General features: G+C 56.0%; 15 protein-coding genes. 3 read left to right on the top strand and 12 right to left on the bottom strand.

All coding sequences use genetic code 11. The features are described from left to right. Positions 1 to 26 precede the first annotated feature (26 nt). Genes PCO31010_RS00925 through PCO31010_RS00915 form a run of 3 tightly spaced genes read right to left on the bottom strand, consistent with a single transcriptional unit; the run spans position 27 to position 3,807 of the window. Positions 27 to 1,670: a ThiF family adenylyltransferase gene (locus PCO31010_RS00925; protein ID WP_150662582.1), complete on the bottom strand. Its 1,644-nt coding sequence runs from the start codon at positions 1,668 to 1,670 to the stop codon at positions 27 to 29. Then, positions 1,667 to 2,800, bottom strand: a complete 1,134-nt coding sequence (locus PCO31010_RS00920) for a CBASS cGAMP synthase (RefSeq protein ID WP_150662581.1) — start codon at positions 2,798 to 2,800, stop codon at positions 1,667 to 1,669. Before PCO31010_RS00920 ends, PCO31010_RS00925 begins: the two co-directional genes overlap by 4 nt. Beyond that, entirely contained in the window at positions 2,794 to 3,807 is a 1,014-nt protein-coding gene (locus tag PCO31010_RS00915; RefSeq protein ID WP_150662580.1) for a CBASS cGAMP-activated phospholipase, read from the bottom strand. Before PCO31010_RS00915 ends, PCO31010_RS00920 begins: the two co-directional genes overlap by 7 nt. Positions 3,808 to 3,893: 86 nt before the next feature. Between PCO31010_RS00915 and PCO31010_RS00910 the strand changes: the two genes are divergently transcribed. Beyond that, a complete protein-coding gene (locus PCO31010_RS00910) occupies positions 3,894 to 4,805 on the top strand; it encodes a helix-turn-helix transcriptional regulator (protein ID WP_246184376.1) in 912 nt (303 codons plus the stop codon). A 233-nt stretch (positions 4,806 to 5,038) separates the two neighbouring features. Here PCO31010_RS00910 and PCO31010_RS26820 read toward each other — a convergent pair whose 3' ends face one another. After that, positions 5,039 to 7,942: a DEAD/DEAH box helicase gene (locus PCO31010_RS26820; RefSeq protein WP_150662578.1), complete on the bottom strand. Its 2,904-nt coding sequence runs from the start codon at positions 7,940 to 7,942 to the stop codon at positions 5,039 to 5,041. Positions 7,943 to 8,289: 347 nt separating this feature from the next. Between PCO31010_RS26820 and PCO31010_RS00900 the strand changes: the two genes are divergently transcribed. After that, positions 8,290 to 9,228: a hypothetical protein gene (locus PCO31010_RS00900; RefSeq protein WP_150662577.1), complete on the top strand. Its 939-nt coding sequence runs from the start codon at positions 8,290 to 8,292 to the stop codon at positions 9,226 to 9,228. Positions 9,229 to 9,432: 204 nt separating this feature from the next. Then, complete coding sequence (locus PCO31010_RS00895) at positions 9,433 to 10,083, top strand: hypothetical protein (RefSeq protein ID WP_150662576.1); 651 nt, start codon at positions 9,433 to 9,435, stop codon at positions 10,081 to 10,083. A gap of 378 nt (positions 10,084 to 10,461) precedes the next feature. On the opposite strand, the gene PCO31010_RS00890 is transcribed toward PCO31010_RS00895, so the two are convergent. The 8 genes from PCO31010_RS00890 to PCO31010_RS00855 all read right to left on the bottom strand — a co-directional run bounded on the left by PCO31010_RS00890 (position 10,462) and on the right by PCO31010_RS00855 (position 16,824). Next, positions 10,462 to 10,977, bottom strand: a complete 516-nt coding sequence (locus tag PCO31010_RS00890; protein WP_150662575.1) for a DUF2127 domain-containing protein — start codon at positions 10,975 to 10,977, stop codon at positions 10,462 to 10,464. Further along, positions 10,974 to 12,368 (bottom strand): ATP-binding protein, encoded by a 1,395-nt coding sequence (locus PCO31010_RS00885; RefSeq protein ID WP_174984145.1) that lies wholly within the window; start codon positions 12,366 to 12,368, stop codon positions 10,974 to 10,976. Before PCO31010_RS00885 ends, PCO31010_RS00890 begins: the two co-directional genes overlap by 4 nt. Next, on the bottom strand, positions 12,344 to 13,009 hold the full coding sequence (locus tag PCO31010_RS00880) for a response regulator transcription factor (RefSeq protein WP_150662574.1): 666 nt from the start codon (positions 13,007 to 13,009) through the stop codon (positions 12,344 to 12,346). Before PCO31010_RS00880 ends, PCO31010_RS00885 begins: the two co-directional genes overlap by 25 nt. A gap of 23 nt (positions 13,010 to 13,032) precedes the next feature. Next, entirely contained in the window at positions 13,033 to 13,791 is a 759-nt protein-coding gene (locus tag PCO31010_RS00875) for a COG4705 family protein (RefSeq protein ID WP_150662573.1), read from the bottom strand. 21 nt (positions 13,792 to 13,812) lie between these two features. Further along, a complete protein-coding gene (locus tag PCO31010_RS00870; RefSeq protein WP_246184375.1) occupies positions 13,813 to 14,013 on the bottom strand; it encodes a hypothetical protein in 201 nt (66 codons plus the stop codon). Positions 14,014 to 14,036: 23 nt separating this feature from the next. Further along, a complete protein-coding gene (locus tag PCO31010_RS00865; RefSeq protein WP_150662572.1) occupies positions 14,037 to 14,633 on the bottom strand; it encodes a phosphatase PAP2 family protein in 597 nt (198 codons plus the stop codon). A 273-nt stretch (positions 14,634 to 14,906) separates the two neighbouring features. Beyond that, entirely contained in the window at positions 14,907 to 15,317 is a 411-nt protein-coding gene (locus tag PCO31010_RS00860; RefSeq protein WP_150662571.1) for a DUF4148 domain-containing protein, read from the bottom strand. Between the two features lie 604 nt (positions 15,318 to 15,921). Next, positions 15,922 to 16,824 (bottom strand): LysR substrate-binding domain-containing protein, encoded by a 903-nt coding sequence (locus PCO31010_RS00855; RefSeq protein WP_150662570.1) that lies wholly within the window; start codon positions 16,822 to 16,824, stop codon positions 15,922 to 15,924. Between the last annotated feature and the right edge of the window lie 108 nt (positions 16,825 to 16,932).

Genomic DNA, 16,932 nt, shown 5'->3' with positions numbered 1-16,932 from the left:
GCGCGTGTCTGCGCTCACCCATGAATTCAAGCACTGCACGCCGGGCATTCTGCTTGACGTCTAGGGTCGACTTGTTCGATTGAGCCGCGAACTGCGCCGTCCAAAATGCAGGTGCGCAGTCGTGCGTGTGTCGTGCCTGCAGCCCAGTCTAATGCCATGCCCACCGCCAGACAGGCTGCTTGTATCGATGCTGTGACGGGAAACGGCACATATAGGCTTTCGCATCCGTGTCCTGCGAATACGACCTCGTCGCTTGCGCCGCCCACCGGGTAAACCTGCCTTCGATCCACCGTCTTTAGACAGCGAACGCAAGCCGCCTCAGAAGAGTCCCGCAAAAGCGCGCGAACAGCGGTGCCGGGACCCGCAACCCAAACTGACAGGAATGGTCGAAAAGCTTCACCGCTGAATTTCTTGGCGAACAGATGCCCGAGTGCTTCCTCTCCGGTCGCATCAATGACGAGGTCAACGCCAGAAAGATCAGCATCAAGTGCGTCCACCGGGAACGGACGAATGGTCGCGGAGGGTGCTGTGCGGCTGAGCTCCTCACCGAGTGCTACGGCCTTGTTCTGGCGAATACTGTTAAAGCCCAACCGGTGACGCCCGACGTTATGGGGGAAAAGAATGTCCGTATCGTAAAGATTGAGCTCGCCGCCATTGGTCCCGGCTCCGGCCTTGACAAGGTATTCCGCAAGGAAGCCGCCTATTGTTCCGCACCCCACAAGTGCTAGCTTTTTGCCAGCAAGTGTGGCGCGTCCAGGTGTATTTCGTTGGGCAATATGAGTGTCGTCGATGCGCAAACAGTACATTGGTATCACAGCGCTGCTATAGGCAAGCTCGCGGGTTGCTCGGTTGGTCGAACGTTGCGACGAGCGTTTAAATACCACGGCAAAGGCATACGTAAATCTAGGAGACTGCACCACGCAGACAAGTCCATTCGTATCAGTTTTTGCTTCGGCAATGATGGCATCCTCAAGCTTCTTCCGTGTCCGGTGATCTATGATCGCCTGCCAATGCAGAATATTTGCAACGGTCTTCGGTGGCCAATTTGACTGCAGCGGACGCGGAGCTATCTCAGTGCGAAAGCACCTAACTCGGACACCCCGTTGCATATCAACTGAGAAGCCGCATGAAACAAGTTTCCGTGTCGTTCGCTCGATATCCTCCGTTACCGCGATGGGCGAATGCCCTCCCTCCAGCGCGGATTGCAGCACGATGGCCCTTGCCGGGACGTGCTGACGCCCCTCAAGGTCAAGAAAACAGAACGCGCCGCTCGGCCAGCATGCGAAAAACTCGTCCTCCATGTCCTTTACCATCTCGCCGCGCAGGATTTTTCCCAGTACTTCAGTTCCCCTGTCGATACAAGCCATTACCTGGCCTACAAGGTCGAATACGTCGAGCACGATGGTCCCGGCGGCGGCGTAGCACAAGTGTCCAGTCGGAAAGACATGAGCGGCAACCGGTTGAAGCTCGTCTGGAATTGGCGTAAGCCGGATTTGTGGCAAGTCTTTTCCAACCGGATCAACCTCCAGCTCGACCGGATAAGACTCACCATCGACAATCAAGGCCCCACAGTATCTGAACCACTCACCGCAGTCGGTTGTATTGAGCGCGAAGCCACGTAACGCGAGCGCGCGAGTAAGGGCTGCAGGGGCTGCCATTTTTTTGCTCATCCGGCTTGGCTCCGGCCCACCAAAGGTGAAGCAGCAGTTGTCGCGGGAGTGGCAAGTACAGCGGCTGCAACGGATGCCACCTTCACTCGTGAAGCCGTGTTCGGGAAGCGCTCGCCAAACTGGTCTCTCATCCATGCGCACGCCTGATGCGGACTGCTGCTATGTAATGCAGCTCGCAAATGATTTTCCAAAACCTCAAATTTCTTGGCCGCTTCCTCAATACCTGCTTGGCCGAGACGCTTCGTGAGCGATTCCTCCTCATCTACGGGATTGCAAACACCATCTCGCAGGACGGTCGGTAACTGCTCCACCACATCGAGCAATGCAAGATCATCGCGCTTTTCCCTGGCACCGAAGATCGGTGCGGACGCAGCCATGAGGAGAATGGAGGACGGACCGCCCGAACTCCACTGCCAATCGCGGAAACCTTTCAGATAGCGCACAACGCGGCGGTATTGCTCACCGTGACGCTCGACTTCATCAATGAACCATGTCTTTACAGGGCGCGGATCTGACTTCACCCAATCGTCTTCGCGGTGAGCTAGCAAAACATGGTCGCGCGGGAGTGCAGTCCAAGCATCGCGCTCCGCTCGTTCGGCCGAATCGAAAGCGTGACTACGCGCGGCCGCGGCAGCTTTTTGAAGTGTTTCAAATTCCTCGTCAGGAATCGCATAAAGCGGAATATCGACATGTGCAAAACTCGATATTTCCAAGCGGATGCACGTTGGCTTGCTCGTATCCAGCCTCCAGCCGCGACTAATGACAAGCGGTCTGAGTGCCGCTTCTGCTGCAGCAAAGAAGATTCCGCTTGCCACGCTCGGTCTTGCCTCTTGACAAATGAAACTCAGTGGAAGATACGCACCGTCGTCAACATCTGCTTGTTGAGGATATTGCGCAGGAGCATTAATGGTTTTATATGCCCAAGACCCTTGAGTAAAGAAGCGGGGATGAACTGCCGGTCCGTCATACCCCTGCTCGCGCAATACCGTCATCAAGTTTGACCGCAGACACTGTCGCACGGCATTTTTTGCTTCGGCGATGAATTCGCGCTGATCGTCGGAGAGATCCATGTTTCCGAGCAGCGTCGGGGCTTCCGCAGTCGAGAAGAAAAGCGAGCTGAGATTTAGCATGTGGATGACTCCGTTGTTTTGTTCGGCCCGTGATAGAAGGTAGGTGATAGCGCTATATGAGATTTGAAAACGTCCAATCGCGGGTCGCCGAGCGTGCGACGAGCTGCCTGCGCCCCCCTGTCGAGAAGCACGTTCGTCGCGCCCGTCGTTACAGAGTCAAGCGACGCAACGTCCTGGCTTTGCTCCGGAGTGGCGTTGTCATCGATTCGCAGATAGTCGTGGCCGAGGGCGTGTTTGAGCATGTAGTCAACTGCCCCCTCTTGGGCAGACATCACCAGATCAAACACCTTGGAGCGCCAGCGAAGAATTCCGCAGTCCAGCTTCGCGGACCCGCGAACGGTTGCGCCAAGTGTCATGGTGCCGATTGCCAACACGCGAATTTTGGTTTCGGTGCCCACGCGAAGGACTTGGGTTGCTTCGTGCAGACCAAACAACCCCGGAGAATTGCCGACCAGGCCACCATCCGCGAAGGTCCCTTCCCCGTCGATGCGATGCATGGGAAAGTAAGTCGGAGCAGCGGCTGTGGCCAAACCGACGTCAACAAGTGAGCGTTTGTGGTCGCTCGCGAGTGCAGGTGTATGCGGTGTCTTAAAGAACTGGCCCTTGCCCGTACTGCAGTTGACCGTTGGAATAAGAACCCGGTGCTCAAGGTCACCGATCGTGCGGTTACCCAATCGGTCAACGAGTACAGATTTCAATCCATCGGACGAGTGTTTCGCTAGAACCCACTTTCCCAGCGCTTTCCGTATGAGTCCTCGACTGTCAAAAATCCGTTTCCCGTCCTCGACAAACATGCTCTGGAGGTCAACGGCCGGAATTCTTGCCGCGAGACCCAACGCGAGCAATCCACCTGCGGACGTTCCACAAATAAGATCAAAGTGGCTAGCCAGCGGCTTGCCAAAGAACTCCTCGAGCGTACGCAACACCGTGGCGGTGTAGAGCCCACGGTACCCTCCGCCCGACAGCGCAAGGATATGAAATTGGGGAGCATGCGGATCGGCGTTCATGGGAACCAATAATCGCAATAGGTAAACTAACTATACGCATTTTTTCTGGATACGTATACTTTCTTTACTTATGGCACACTATGGGCATGAAAACCGAAATTGACAGCGTCCAGCCAGCCCCAGTAAACGAACCGAAAACAGGATCGCGCTGGGGGCAAGAGCGCCGACTTGAATTCATCGACTTCCGTTTGCAGTGGGACGGGCGTCTTAATCGCAGTGCCTTGACCGATTTTTTCGGGATTTCGGTACCCCAAGCGTCTGCCGATATCGCCCGTTACCAGGAAATGATGCCGGCCAATATGGAATACGACCGGAGCTCCAAAGCCTACGTAGCGTGCAAGGAGTTCTCGCCAGCGTTCCCGGTCAGCCACCCGTCGCGATATCTGAACGAGCTGTTGGCGACTACAACTGGCATATTGCCAAGAGATGCAACTTTCATCGGTTGGTGGCCGTCAGTCGCGGTGGCCCCCTTGCCATCGCGTGCGCTAAGAGTTGACGTGCTATCTGCACTTCTACGCGCAATCCGGACCCACGTTGGCCTCAGGATTTGCTACCAATCGATGTCACGAACCGAGCCGACCATTCGTGTAATTAGCCCACACGCATTGGCGTTCGACGGTTTTCGATGGCATGTCCGCGCTTACTGCCACAACCGTGAGCGATTTCTCGATTTTGTAGTTGCCCGCATTCTAGACGTCGATGGCGAATCGCCGGCGGGTCTGGGGCAGGATGATGACAAAGAGTGGCAAACGACCGTAACTCTTGAAATTGCGCCGAACCCAAGCCTCAACGCTGCTAAACAGAGAGTTATCGAATTAGACTACGGCATGCTGGGAGGTCGGCTTGAACTTCAGTGCAAGCAAGCCCTTCTCTTCTACTCTCTGAAGCAACTTGGACTGGACGTCAAAACAGAGGCGAAGCCTGAAGTGCAACAGATCGTGCTGATCAATCGGGAAGAGGTGGAGAGACTTATGCTCCAGCGAGTCAGCGAATCATGACGCGTGACGAACACTCGATCAGCGTGGAACGTTAAATGCGTTGCCCGTTGGTCGCTCCACGCCGATCTTTTTCACCGCGTATAGCTACGAAAGACTACAGAGCTCTTTCAAACTCGACGATATGTCGCAAGTTTTATCATATCGATCTGCGAAACCGTGCCCCCGCCGTCTGAAAATAGGCGCGTCTGAGAGCAACATGCAAGCTAGCGGGTTCGCGAACCTCCTTCGCATACTTACGCGTATTCTCGATACGGAAGGTCGGCAATTAGCGACTGTCCTGGAGTCGCTAGCCAACGATACAACTGCTCCCCCGAGAGGGTGCCTTCGCAATAGCGCAAGAGCGCCTCGCCGAGGTCTACAGCCTCGATAACGGATAGTCGTTCACATGACGCGATAACGGTCGGAACGCTGGGGTCAACCCCGGGCTGACACAACGTCACGCAGAACGCGTCCTTGTAGCCGTGAACTTCTGACGCAGCCAACACCTCAACAGCGCGGTTGTAATCGATGAGCTTGCCCGCCTCGCGCGACTTAAGTTCGACGACGAGCGGCGGCGAACTGGGCAACTGAATAAGATAGTCGGGCGCTCCGGTCTTAGTCTTGTCATCAAGTCGCTTGCAATCCACCTTCAGGTAGGCAAGCACGTCTTCGAATACTCTCTCGAAGTCATTTCCTGCGGCATGATAGAAGCGTTCAACGAAGTCTGCGCGCGGGCACTTCTTCGCTCGTCTAGCCTGCCTTTCCGCAGCCCTGACCCGCTGATTGCTCTTCCAGGAGCGGCATGCATCTCGCAGCCAATTCGCCTTCGCCTGGGAGTCCTGCTTCGCTCCGGCGAGCGCCTTGACCCGAGCTGCGTCTGCGTCCTGCGACCCGAGCATCAGAGCCTCGGGGGTAGTGAGTCCAACTTCACGTAGTGCAAGCACCTCATCTCTCCTGAGTTGATATGGCGAGCCGGGAGTGCTCAAGCCGACCATCCAAAGGACATCATCAGGAAGTCCTTCCGTCAGGCGGTAGCTGAGGCGCCGAATGGCGCGCGGGAGACGTGCCAGGACATTCAGCGTTCCATCGTCAACATGCAGAGAAACCGGCCGGTTTGACTGCGGTACGCGCTTGTCGCAGGCAGCTGCGGCTATTTCTGCCATCCCTTGCAATGCCCAGCCCAGATTGCGGAACAACTCGTGCAACATCCCAGCTCTTAGGTTCTCCAAAGTTCCTTCTAGCGTTCGGATTGCTACCCCATCCAGCCACTCGCATGAAAGCCAGGTTCCATTGATGGGCATAATGTCCGCGTTCCACATCGGCTCCGCCAAGTCAGCGCTATACCCATCAGCGTCCACCAAGGGCACTGCATCAAGTGGATACGGTAAAGTCCTGGTGGGTTTCATGCCGCCTTGCGGCCGAAACTCTGGACTGGCGAGACAAGCCGAGAAAAGCAAGAAAGCCAACCTGCGCGTATCGCCGCCCGATATGGCACTGGGCAAGAGTTGGACGAGCGCGTTGGCCTTGTTGACCAAATATCGAAGCAGGAACACTCCTGTTTCGGGAAGCAATCCGCTATGACCGATGGCCTTACCAAGCGGCGTGGCCGCCAACCTGCCGGTGGACGTGGATACAACAAACCTCAAATCGACCAGGCCAGCAACTGCACCTTTTAGCAATTCAGGCCAGCGCCTGAATGCCACGGTGTTACGGTCTTCCTCGCGCAGAGCGCTGAAGGAAGAACATACGAGGCGCTCAACCTCATCTTGGGTAACACATAGCCCCGACGCGACCAATTGCAACGCGAGTTGACTAAAGCGCTGAGGCTGAACCCGCGGCTCAATCAGGGGCAGTTCGCCTAACGCAAGATACTTGGAGGCAACCGCGAGTTCGTGCTTCGTCGATGCAAAGAAGACGACACGCCCGCGCTCGTGCGCAAAACCCATACGACCGACCCGCCCGGCCATGTTATGAAAGTCGCTAGTCTCCATGGGAACACGGGTTCGAAGATCGCTGTCCCAACGAGACCATCCCGCGAACACCGCCGCTCCCAGAGGGAAGTTGACTCCCGCTGCCAGGGTGCTGGTCGCAAAAACGACATCTAATCGACCGTCGAGAAGATATGTCTCAACGACGTGCCTCTCTTCATCCGTCAGGTCGGCGGTGTGGCAAGCTACACGTCTCTCAAGAATGCCAGCGAGAAACTCATTTGCCGATGTTGCAGGTAGACCATCGAAGGCAAGGGACATCTGCCCCTTCTGGCCTTTGTATGCCGTTTCAACGAACCGTCTTGCAAGGTCATACGTGTCCTGCTTCTTCATGCAGAACACAATGACTGGGCGCGGGGAGTCCTGCTGACCTAGAAGCGACATCAGTGCGGCTATAGGATCTAGCGTAACGCCAGCCGGCAGGGACGCCTCTTCGGTCTGGTCAGGCTTGTCCGAATTCACCACGACCATTCGGCCTTCAGTCCAACATTCGTACCGAAGGTGCTTCTCCCTCGCGTTCAGTGCTACCAATTTAACTTTAAGCCAGTTCGCGAGATCGTTCGCATCTCGTTGCTGAAGGACCGCGGATAAGCCAACAAACTGCTTCCAACCAGCATTGCGCAGCAACGTGAGCAAAACCTCGACATTCTGCCCTCTGGAAAAATCGCCAATCAATTGAATTTCGTCGCACACGACGACCGTATTGCGCATGTCTTTTGGCGCGCCAGACGCTGATAGGAGGGCCAGGTACTTTTCGTAGGTCGCGACAAGTAGCGGTGCCCGAAGTGGTTCGCTGGGAACGATGCCCTCGGCGTCCTCGACATAGTCGCCTGTCGCCACCACCAGCGAGGCAGCGTTGTCGCCTAGGAAGGGGCCAAGCAACTGCGATCTGAAGTCCTCAAACTTCTGCTTGGCCAGTGCGCGGTGGGTGACGAGATAGACAGTGTTGCATCCTCTTTCTAACCCGCCGGCGATTGCCCACAGCGCGATTTGCGTCTTCCCCGTGGACGTCGGCGAGACAACAAGAACACTTTCCCCGCGTGCGACACCTGCTGCAAGCGCTTCGTATTGAACGTCACTGACCGCAGGGCCACCGCTCGCGTCCCTGAAGAGAAGATGCTGCTCAAGCTCACCCGACAGGCCGTGATCGACTGGAAGTTCGTATTTCATGTGCCCCCTTTCTCGGTCGCTTTCGTGGTCATTGCTTTACGCGTCAAGTTACAGAAGACTACACGATGTTCAGCAGTTGGCTGCCGCTCACCGAGTAAGCTCGTCGGCATTATCGCAGTGTGGGTGGGTATTCAGTCTAAAATCGGCAAACGCCCCACCTCGGCCTGAAAGTAGCTAATTAGAAACTCTCGCCGGCTGGCAACTCTGGCCGGTCCAACAAGCCCCAAAGATCAGAATACTGACCACACAGCATGACAAAAAACCAGTCACGAGGAATTGTCTACGTCATTGGAGCAGGTCTATCAGCTGGCCTTGGTTTCCCAACGATAGGAAATCTACTACCTCGAATGTGGGAACGCCTTGAGCGTGCAAAAATTTCCGAGGAGCTAGCAAAGGTTATTCGATTTCACCATCCAGCATTTAATGCGACCCTAGAGGATACCTTTCCAAACATTGAGCAGCTTCTTTCTGAGATGCAGGCCAACGAACAGCTTTTCGATTCTAGCCGTCCTGCGACAGGCAACTTTACCTCGACGAAGCTAACGGGAATCCGTCAAACCCTTCTTCTTGAGTTGGCCAAATGGTTCCACGAACTTAAGGCGTCAGCATTGAAGGCGCCACCCAGCTGGCTGGCTCAGCTTTCCAGCGAAATGAAGAATGAAAATGCCCAGATAATTTCATTTAACTGGGACTTGGTTCTTGATGAACTCATATTTGGAGATGCTCTCGATAGTTCCTGTTACGGCTTTGGCGACAACAAGGGGAAAGTGCGCTTGCTAAAGCCGCATGGATCGCTTAACTGGTATGAGAAGAAGTCCGGACATCACCTGAAATCAGAAAAGAAATTTACACTTGCGGGCACCGGAGCATCAGAGGTACTTGCGTTCCGTCCATACCGCGCGCCTACCTCTGAACGCCGATCGTACATGCCTCTTATCATCCCGCCGGTGTACGCAAAACAATTCAAAGGAGACACGTTTAGGCGACTCTGGCAGGAAACGGTAGCCGTTCTCAGCACGGCCAGCGAAGTTCGATTCCTAGGCTATTCATTGGCACCCGCTGACTTTCACGCTCGCTTTATTCTGAGGTGTGGGTTTCACAATCAAGAAGCTGGCGCCTTGAGAAAAGACGGTGGTCGTAACCCACCGACAGGGCGCTCTCGAGTAACTATTGTTGACCCGTGCGATAACGACTCGGTATTGAAGCGGATTGGGGAGGTCGTTGGGTGGGAATGTGCCTTCCATCGACAAACAATACAAGAATGGATGGAGACAGAACGTCAGTGAAATACGACTTATCGACATGGGTCGTCTCGACCAAAATACCAAGCACTTTTCGATTCACGGAGATGGGTTACCATCATTGACGTGAAAAACCTAACACTCAATGAGCCTCTAACTGAGACGATACTTCAAGTTAAATATCCATTAAAGAGTAAAAAATAAGTGACGACGCCAACACAACGGGCTTGGGAGGGCTTGGCGAATAGCATGCGCCTCTATGCTGAGACCAAGCTGCGATTCAAGGACGTTTTTGCAGTCGACCAAGAAGAGGCCGTCAGAAATCAGGATATGGCCATGGAATCGAAACTCGAGAAGTTCCATGCCCTGTATGACGTCACAAAAAATCTTCCAGGGTTCGGCTACTTCAGCCACGCCGACACCTCCCTCGTTATCGCATTGCGGAATGCCATCCACCACCACGAAGACCACCAGCTATTCCAGAGCTGGAACGCCCGAGTTTTCTTGAATGGCGGATTTAAGCAACTATCAGGTCAAAAATTTCTGCTTGGAAGCACGACGCCCGAAGAATACCCAGTCGTAGTGCGCTTCTACTACCGGCTCGATGACTTTTTCGCTCGTCTGACGGCAATAAGGAATGGCAACAAACTCCGCACCATGTGGGAGCACGATCTGCAATTTTCGGCCATCGAAAAAACTGGCGCGGACGAAGGTTATCCGAGGACACATGTGTATGTGGACGTTATGCCGGCGTTCATGGCAGCTGTGCGCAGGGTGCGAGGCTGGCTAGCATCAACAGGTTTTGTTCCGTCGGGGTTCGATAGTGAGACCTACTACGAACACTTCGGCCAGCCCGCATTGGAGGAAAGATTGGGTTTCAAGAGGCTTCAGCTACCGTGAGAACGCAACCCAAACAGCCCGCCCGACGCTGCGGAACCGCCAGTCGCTCTATCCATTACGCGCACTCTTCCTTGTGACGATGCGTGCATGACAGGTAATCGACATCCAAATTTGCGACCGTTCGCATCGCAGTGAGTGTTGCGCATCGCCCCACCGCGCCCGCAACAGTCCGAGAGAATTCAAGCACGCAACAGGCAGCGATATCAAAAAACTGTAAAACGCCAACAGCTCGTAGAGTTTCACAGCGCAACGTATAAAATTGGTACCAAGTTTGTGCGTATAAAACATCTACACTGGGATGCAAGTGCAAAGGCACGCCGATCAAACGGTCTTTGGCGTGCCGGCAACATCCGAAAATTATGACGATGACATCCACTATTAGTGCTGAATCTGTGGAACAGACCTCGCCAGTACTTGTTGCTTCACATGGCGATACTCATGCCATGTCAGCACAATGACTCCAAGATCGAGCGCCGAAAGCAACAATAGCCAAATCGAATGTGTGTATGTGTACCGATACAACTGGTACGCAATAAATAGCGCAAACGCGACCATCGATACCGGGAAATACCAGAGGCGTTCGCGCAGTAGCCCAACGATCAGCCACAACTTGACGATACCGTGAGCAAGCAGGTAGATCGCGGCAAACTTCTGCGAGCCCACCGAAAGATGTTGCACGGCATGCAACAAGAAGCCCGCCACGATGTCATGTGGATCTTCAGTCAGTTCGTTACCTGAGAACCGCAGCACGATCGACAGGAACACGTGCGTGGGAACGAAATATGCTAAAACGCCCGCGAGGATCTCGGACAGTGCAAAAAGTGCCTTGATCCACAAGCTTGTCTCAAATACCCAGTGCAGGCGTTTCTCCGTGGTGTCCGAAAACGGCGTCACGAGCCTCTCCCCTCCTGGTTCATTACCAACGCGTTCGGGACGATAACGCTCACACTCAAGCCGCGGCGCGTACTTTCGTCGGTATATGCAAAGTGCACGCGAGCACCAAACTTGTCAGCGATTGCCTTAACGATTGACAGCCCGAGGCCCGACCCCGTTTGCACCGTTCCGAGAATTCGGTAAAACGGGTCGAAGACGCGCTCCCGTTCCTGCGGCTCAATGCCTGGCCCCGTGTCCCTGACGCTCAATACGGTCTGCCACCCATTGGATTCCAGCACCAGATCGATGCGCCCGCCTGCCGGTGTGTAACGAATTGCGTTGTCGACGAGGTTTTTCATCAGAACGCCCAAGTCCGCCTCGCTCACCGGCAGCGCTACGTCCCCATGCTCGTCAATACCGATGTCGATCTGCTTGGCTTCGGCGAGCGGATAGAGCGTCTCAAGCGTATGTCGGAACACCGTAAGCACGGAATTGGTGTAAGCCTGCGCGTCTCGCTGCGTGGCTTGTACACTGGATAAGGTGAGCAAATGATCAAGCAGGTGCCGACTTCGCTCGATTCCGTGCCTCAATTCGATCAGACGCTCGCTCGCCGTCTCAGACATCGGCGCGTCGGCGAGTCGCTCGGCCTGCAACGAGAGTGCCGTGAGCGGCGTGCGTAGCTCATGTGCAGCGTCGGCAACGAAGCGGTGCTGCGCATCGACGGAGGTCGCCACACGCGAGAGCAGATTGTTGATCGCTTGAAGGAAGGGGCGAATTTCGTTGGGCAGATGTTCGGTCGGCACCGCATGCAGCTCGCTGTACTGGCGCTGATCGATTTCGCGAGAAAGGCTCGCCACGGGACGGAAAATTCGCCGTACAAGCCAGCCGACCACAAGGAGCAGCACCGGAACGAAGGCAACCAACGGCATGACAGTGCGGATCGCGCTGGTGCGGGCGATTTCGTCTCGAACGTCGGTTTCTTGCGCGACAGCGATTCGCTCACCGGATTTCAGAGTCTTCGCAAACACGCGGTAGGGTTCTCCGCCGACCATTACGGTCGCGAGCCCATCGGGCATTGTCAAAGTCAAGGGCAGAGGCAGTTTGTCGTCACCATCGCTCACGCCGCTGCCAGGCGGGGGCGCCATCGCAAGGCGCTGGACGACAACCCGCGCATCTTCACCGCTTGTCTGTGGTGCTTGAATATTGCGAAATTCGCTGGCGGGCAAATTATTGTTGTCGACGAGCGCAGCAACTTGTCGCAAAACGTCGTCCTGAAGTTCATGAGCCTCATCGAACGCGGCGCCAAACGAGATCACGCCTGCAATGACGGCAAATACAAGAATGGCGATCGAGAGCCATAAACTCAAGCGCAGGCGAATGGAATCGTTCAGTCGCCCTTTAAGACCATCCATCCTGCTCCCCTCACGTTCTTGATGGTGCTCGCACCAAGCTTCTTGCGAAGTGAATGGATGAGAAACTCGATTGCATTACTCTCGACCTCCTCGCCCCACCCATAAATCCGATCTTCAAGATCGCTGCGCGACAAAATCGCGCCTGGGCGTGTCAGGAGCGCTTGAAGCAGCGCGAACTCCCGATTGGACAGTTGCACCGCCTCCGAGTCTGTCGTTTGCGCCTCGCGCGTACCCGGATCGAGCGTGACGACACCATTCGTCATGATGGGCAAAGCCTGCCCCGACTGGCGGCGCATCACCGCACGAATGCGGGCCAGCAATTCGGCCATGTCGAACGGCTTCAGAATGTAATCGTCTGCCCCAGCATCCAGACCCTTGAGCCGTTCCGACAATGCGTCCCGTGCGGTGACGATAATGACTGGAACGCGCTGCCCTTTGGCCCGAAGACTTTGTAGGACTGCGTGACCATCTTTATGCGGCAGGCCAAGATCGAGCAGCATCAGGTCGTAATGCTGGCAGTCCGCGGCGGCCAGCGCCGCTTGCCCATCGTTGACCCAATCGACTGCGAATGTCGCGTCCTTAAGCGAGTCATGAACGACGCTGCCAATCATCGGGTCGTCTTCGACGAGCAAAATTCGCATCTCATGTCCTTTCACGCCGCTGGTCAGTGCGCTTTCGCCGCCGCACGTTGCCTAAACAGTATCAAACTTGTCAGGATGAATGCCAATAGCGCGAACGATGCCGAATAGCGGCTGAGCGCAAGGCCTCCGGCGCTGACCGGCTTGTCCAGAAAGTCCCCGACGACCGCTCCCAGTGGACGCGTCAGAATAAACGCGGCCCAGAACAGGAACGTGCGTGATGTGCGAGTCCACAGGTACGCTGCGACCAGGACCAGCAGGAGAGCGCCGAAGACTACCGCGGCACCTGTGTACCCCAAACCGGCGGTGTCCGCGGTCCAGTCTCCAAGCGCAGTCCCCAGCGTCTGCGAGAACATGATCGTCACCCAATAGAATACTTCCGCTTTCGGTGAATTGACCGTGTGCACGGATACCGACCCCATAGTCCGGTACCAGATCCAAAGCGAGCCGAGCAGCAACGCGAGAAGGATCGACGTCCCTCCGGCATAACCGATGCCCAATGAACGGTCGGCAAAATCCGCGAGCGTCGTGCCGACCGTCGTCGTCGCGATGATCGTCGCCCAATACAGCATGGGCGAGAATGCCTTGGCGCGAATTTGCGCCGTGACGGCGACGGCAAAGATCACCGCAAAAATCGCCGTGCCAATCAGGTAACCGAGATTCATCGACATGGAAACGGCGTCGCCGCCCGTCTCGCCCAGCGTCGTTGCGGCAATCTTGAGCACCCAGAACAAGAGCGTGACCTCGGGGACCTTGCTTAGCGTCTTCTGTACGGTTGTGTTCATGGTTGGAGATAGTGTGAGAACTCAGGTTTGCTGACGCGCGGCTGCGCAGTCGGCTATTGACAGATAGAGAACGAGCGCCACAGCCGCCACGGCAAGCAAGGCGCCGAACATCAACGCTGAATTGGCATAGCCCAGATTCAGAACTTCGGCTACCCAGTCGCCTGCCGTTGTTCCCAGCTCGTGATTACGGCGGAATTTTCCAACAGGACGCTTAGGGCACACTTAGTTCGATCGGCATCAGATGCCTACGCCCTCACCCATCCGCGGTCGATAAATCGTGCGAAGATCTTGTGATATATCGTCATCGTCAGGCGGAATGCGGGGGCCAGCAGCCAGTCCATCTGTTGAGTGACCAGCCATGAGGCCGTGCCCGCAACGATTACAGAGCCGACCATATCCAGCGGAAAGTGAACACCCAGAAAAATGCGTGCCCAAGCCACGGATACGCCAAGCATCATGGTGACTATTCCTGCGATGCGTGTGCGCTTGTTGGCAACTAACGCAAAGGCGACCGACCAAATCAATGTCAGGTGGTCGCTGGGAAATGAACTGTCGGCGGCATGTGCAAGATAGGTATGACCTATCCCCATCACAAAGGGGCGGGGATGCTGCCATACCCAGCCGATCGCTTGATTGAGCGCCAATCCGACGACGCCGGCGACGGCGGCCGCGATCAACGCGCGTCGTTGCGTCTCGGTGACACGCATCCACGCTACGACCAGTCCGACCGGAACAGCCAGTATTAAATACTGTGCCAGAAACGTCGCGAGCGCGAACATCGGCGGCGTAGGTAAAGCCCGCGCGTTAAGCAGCAGGAAAAGCGTGTCGTTTAAGTGTTCCATAGGACTTGTGAGACGAGAAGTGCGTTTCGGCTACCCTCATCCGAGAGAAAGCCAATTGCAATCGCCCGCGAGCACCCAAGCGATGCGCGGGCGAATTGACAAGCTGCTGGGTGACTTTGCTACCTTGTGCAACGTGCCATCCCGAAGCACCCCGTGTTGGTAAAGCGTGGCCCGCTACGTAAAATTCTGAGGCACGACACTTAGCAAAGACTTAGCAAGCCCTCATTTGTGCGATAGACGACCGGTTGAGGAGATTTTGACTGGCGCGCAGTCTCACGGGTTTTCATACAGATGCTGGATCGACGACTCGCCTGCGACCAGTATCTTCGGTGCCCAGGCTGTGCCTTTTCGCATCGCGGTGTGGATTGCCGGATATTCGTTCCCTGGCTGCGTCAGCAAGCCGTGCCGCTCCGCACGGGCCAGACTGTTATCGACGGAGAGCCGCGAGACATGCGCATGCGGGCCGTAACTCGCCGCAGTTTCGGGATAGACGGTGTCGCCTTGTTGCAGAAGCCCGCGCTTTTCTGCGCTCACCAGTTGCCGATACACCTGTGCTCGCGTGAGTGAATCGGTCGCTGCGCTGCTGGACACCATCGAATGGGGAGTTGCTGCTTGGGCATTGGTTTGGACAGCGCCGACCAGACCCAGCACGGCAACCAATACGGCAATATATGAAGTCTTCATGATTGTGCTCCTAAGGTTGACGATCAATGTGAAGGTGCGATCACAAACTCATCGCGAAACCTTCAACTTGATCGTAGGCGTGAAGCCTTAGCAGATCCTTAGCGCAACGTATGAGGTCATAGCCTCTATCTGTCGTCGGGATTGCAATCGACCGCTCTAGTGATTCGGAGACAACCTTCCTGCGCGTAGCCGAATGCCTAGAGCAATATGACCACGATTCGGACGATCGCCGCGAGTGTGGCAAGTGCGAGCACAGGGCCGAGCGCTGCGCAGAGTAGAACGGCGATCATTTGCGTTGGACTGATTCGCCACGGACGACCGGTTTCTGTACGCCAGCGCATCGCTTCCGGGTCATACCCAGCCGCCCGCAATAGCTCGTCCGAGCGCAACGGCCAAGCATGTTCTGCGCTCGGTGCTGGCGGTAACGCCCCCCCGATGGCAGCATCTCTCTTGATGAGGAGTTGAGTCCTCCCGAGTCCTGCCCAAACCATAATTTCCCCACGTCGGTGAGAACCATCAAATGACATAGGCGCAAATTGAATGATAGGCCCCATAGACGGATAACGGGATTCAACGACCTCAGCACTGAACGCGCCAAACTAAGTCATCCCCCCAACGCCGTCCCCTCGACCACTTCGAGCAGCGTAGCGGCAAAGCGTTGGGCAAGCAGACTGTGCGGGACGTGTTCCGCTCGCAAAAGATGCGTGGCGAACAGCACTTCGGGCGCGAACGGTCGATACTCCAGTCCACGGCCGACATATGCCTGGGCGACCGAACGGCTCACGATGCTCACGCCCAGTCCGCTGGCCACCATGGCACACACCGTCGCTTCGTATGGCGTTTCAAGTTCCTTGTGCCGTAGCTCCACACCAGCCTCACGAAAGCGCTGGTCAATTTTCATGCGCGTGCCGTCCACCAATGACAGCGCGATGAACGGCTCGTACTCGAGATCGGCAGGCGTCACCACCTCCAGATCCCGCAACCGATGTCCCACGGGGAACGCGCAGACGCCCGCAACTTCACTGATCTTCGTCGCTTCGATGCCGGAGACATCCCGGCTAACGTACGACGTCACCCCCAAATCGCAGAACTGCGACGCGACCCAATAAGCCACGCGCGGCGAATCGTTTGTCAATAACGAGACCGCTACCCCCGGATGCGCTTGCCTGAACCGGCGAATCGCTTCAGGCATTTGCGTCAGCGCAATCGAAGGCACAGCCCCCACGCGCAAACGCCCGGTGCCGGAACGGCGAATCTGTTGCGCCGAGTCCTCCAGACTTTTCAAGCTCACGAACGCGCGCTCGACGTCGCGAAACAGTTCTGCGCCCTCGTCGGTCAGTTGCAAACGTCCATTGATCCGCTCAAACAGACGAAATCCGGCGCTCTCCTCCAACTGCCCTATCAGCCGGCTGATGTTCGGCTGTGACGTATGTAACGCCTCCGCAGCGGCCGTCATGGATCCGGTCTGGATCACCGCCCGAAATGCCTCCACCTGCTTGAATTTCATCGTCACCTTCCCCCGGCGTGCTCGCGCGTCGTTCCCCCATCGACACCTTCATCGTCAATACAGGGCATATCAAAAATGTATAGCCTCGTATTCTATTGTGATTTTTAA

It is taken from the genome of Pandoraea commovens, from assembly GCF_902459615.1.
Lineage (GTDB): Bacteria > Pseudomonadota > Gammaproteobacteria > Burkholderiales > Burkholderiaceae > Pandoraea > Pandoraea commovens.
The sequence above is the reverse complement of the archived record's forward strand: the minus strand, read 5'-3'. Positions and strand labels throughout refer to the sequence as shown.